The organism is Serratia sp. 506_PEND, assembly GCF_001076875.1.
GTDB lineage: Bacteria > Pseudomonadota > Gammaproteobacteria > Enterobacterales > Enterobacteriaceae > Serratia > Serratia marcescens.
The window spans coordinates 1-2,840 of sequence record NZ_JVEL01000266.1 but is presented as its reverse complement, the minus strand read 5'-3'; the positions used below and the strand labels follow the sequence as shown (position 1 = coordinate 2,840).

Annotated in this window: 3 protein-coding genes; all 3 read right to left on the bottom strand. The window is 60.2% G+C overall.

The window, feature by feature from the left end; translation table 11 throughout:
* Positions 1-94: 94 nt before the first annotated feature.
* Positions 95-1,288: a multidrug effflux MFS transporter gene (locus ADK28_RS06890; RefSeq protein WP_016927465.1), complete on the bottom strand. Its 1,194-nt coding sequence runs from the start codon at positions 1,286-1,288 to the stop codon at positions 95-97.
* 77 nt (positions 1,289-1,365) lie between these two features.
* A complete protein-coding gene (locus ADK28_RS06885) occupies positions 1,366-1,926 on the bottom strand; it encodes a 3'-5' exonuclease (RefSeq protein WP_004932251.1) in 561 nt (186 codons plus the stop codon).
* 305 nt (positions 1,927-2,231) lie between these two features.
* Positions 2,232-2,714 (bottom strand): hypothetical protein, encoded by a 483-nt coding sequence (locus ADK28_RS06875; RefSeq protein ID WP_048795260.1) that lies wholly within the window; start codon positions 2,712-2,714, stop codon positions 2,232-2,234.
* Positions 2,715-2,840: the final 126 nt, after the last annotated feature.

The following is a 2,840-nucleotide window of genomic DNA, read 5'->3' as shown; positions in this document are numbered from 1 at the left end:
ATGAGGTGGCCACGGCGGCAGGGACGTTAGGCTATGAGCTGCTGTCGGCGTTAGCGGCGCGAGTGCCGGTCGCCACCGAAGCCTGAGCCGGGGCTCAGGCGACTTTTCTGATCTGCCCTTTAATCTGCTTGCTGAGCCGCCGCGCGTGCAGCGCCAGCAGGCAGCCCGCCAGCATCACCAGCGCCAGCGACAGCTTGGGTTGCAGCGGCAACGCCATCGCCACCAGACCCAGCGCGGCGCCGCCCGCCATCTGCACGAAACCGACCAGCGCGGACGCGACGCCGGCCTCATTGGAGTAGGGTTCCAACGCGTAGCTGGTGGCCGGGCCCATCACGAATGCCAATCCGGCGCAGGCGCTGGCGACTGGCAGCATATACGCCAGCCAGTGCGCTTGCGCCGTCGCGGGCAGCAGCATGACGCCCAGCAGCAGACCCAGACAGCCCAGCCCCATCAAAATGCCGCCGGTCGCCAGACAAACCGGGCGGCCGACCTTGTGGATGATGCGGTTGGCGAAGAAGCTGACAAGCATGATCCAGAAACCGTTGGCGCCGAACACCAGCGAGAATTGCAGCGGTGTCAGGCCAGCGGTGCCCATCAGCACGTTCGGTGCCAGAGAAACGTAGGTCAGCGCCATGCCCATCGCCCCGGAGTTCACCACCGCAAAGGAGAGAAAACGCCGTTCGCTGAGGATGCGCGCGTATTGACGCACCGGCAACCCCTTGACCGGCACGGTGTCGGCAGGGCGAGTTTCCGGCAGGCGCAGCGCGATGAGCGCCAACACCAGCAGCGCGTAGCCGACCAGGAACCAGAAGGGAGCGCGCCAGCCGAAGGCTTCGGCGAGCAGGCCGCCGAGCAGCGGCGCCAGCGCCGGGATGATGTTCAGCGTGCCGTTAAGAAAGCCGAAAGCGCGGGCGGCGTCGTCGCCATTCAGGCGATCGCGCACGCCGCTGAAGGCGACGACGGCGGTGCAGCAAACCGCCACCCCTTGCAGCAGACGCGAAGCGATGAAAATCGTCGGGCTGGTGGCCAGCGCCGCCATCGCGGCGCCGATCATGTAGAGGATAATGCCGGCCAGCGCCACCGGTTTGCGGCCATAGTTGTCCACCAGCGGCCCGGCAATGACCTGGCCGAGGCCAAGCACCAGAATAAATAGCGATATGGTGGATTGGATCAGCGCTTCGCTGCTGCCCAGACCGACGGCAATAGCGGGAATAGTCGGCAGATAAAGATCGATGCCTAATGGGCCGAGCAGCACCAGGCTGAGAAGCATAAACAGAAACTTTTGCATAACAGGAAAGGCACGTCCGAGTGACAAAGAGGGCTAGAGTAGAGACTCTGGCGGCAAATGAAAAGGGGCAAAGCGGGTCAGCGCTGCGCCCCCTGGCGGTAATAGAGCGCCGAGACGGTATCGGCCACATAACGGGCCTGGTGGCGAGCATCATCCAGCGCCCGATGCGGCATACCTTCGAACGGGCGGGCCTTTTTCGGGTTAAAGCCGTGCAGCTCCGCCAACGTGATCACCGTGCGCACGTCCTGGGTATCCCAGAATTTCCACGGGCAGGGCATTTCCAGCTGCTGGAAGGCGTGTTCGAGGATCGCGCAGTCGAACTCTTTGCCGTTGCCCCAGACTTTCACCGTGTCGGTGCTGTTCATATGGATGAAGCGGCTAAGGCTGCTCAGCACGCGCTTCAGGCTCTCGGTGCCGCCGAAGGCCTGCTTGCGCGCTTCATCGGACTGTTTCGCCCACCAGGCGACCGTGTCAAGGCTGATGGTTCGGCCCGGTTGGTCTTTCTGGCTGCTGACGGCGGCTTCGAATTCGGCGCCCAGTTCCCCGGTTCGGGGATCGAAAAACACCGCTGCAACCACCAGAATGACGGCGCTGGGTTTTATATCCAGGGTTTCAATGTCTAACATCAGATGGTGCATCGGCGTTTCCGGTGGTGGGCGTGGTGGCTTAATGTTACTACAGAACGTGTGCCGATGCGGCCGGTGCGCACATGAAATCCTTTTAAAGCGCCTCGTTCAGGTTATGATGCACGTGATACTCTTGTCAGTTTGGTCGCTATCGGTGAGAACGCTTATCTTTATTCTGTGCATGGCCGGCTACTTGCTGTTGCTGGGCTACCTTAGCATGTTCGTCACGGACAAGATCTGTGAGAAGGCGGGTAACTACACCAAAATATGCCGTGTCGTAGACATTTCCGAACCTCATATTCCCAAATAGCCCCAGTTTATCCCAAATAGTCGGTGGTAATCAGCGGCGTCAGGATGGCCGCCAGCGCGGTGAGCGCCCCCCATTGCCGCCAGCCCAGCCGCGCCAGCCAGTCATGCCGCTGCGGCGGCGTGGCCAGTTGCCCGACGGCCACGGTGCCGGTCAGCAGCAGCGTCAGAATCAGCAGCACCAGGCAACGGCTCACCAGCGTGAACTCAACATGCAGCACATTGGCGTAATACAGGCGCATCAGAATAAAATAGCTCAGCAAGATCCAGGCGAAAACGACGTTCTTCTTGAGCACCTGTTGCAGCATCAACGCGAGAAACAGGCTATGAAACAGCGACAACAGCGGAGCCTCGATCGGGTGCCGAACGCAGACGTTGTAGACCGCCATATAAATATTGAAAACCAGCAGGATATAGATCACATAAATGTACCAGCCGTAGATGACCTTGAGCTTTTTCGGGTTCGGCGGCAGGGAGAGTGCGTCCGGTTTCATTAATGCCTCCTGATGATGCCATGCAAACGCTGTGGTTGAAGACGGCGCGGCGACATCGTAATTTAAAATCCACAGGGTATATATCACCCGAGCGCTAAATGACAATTAAACGCGGGATCGGCTTTA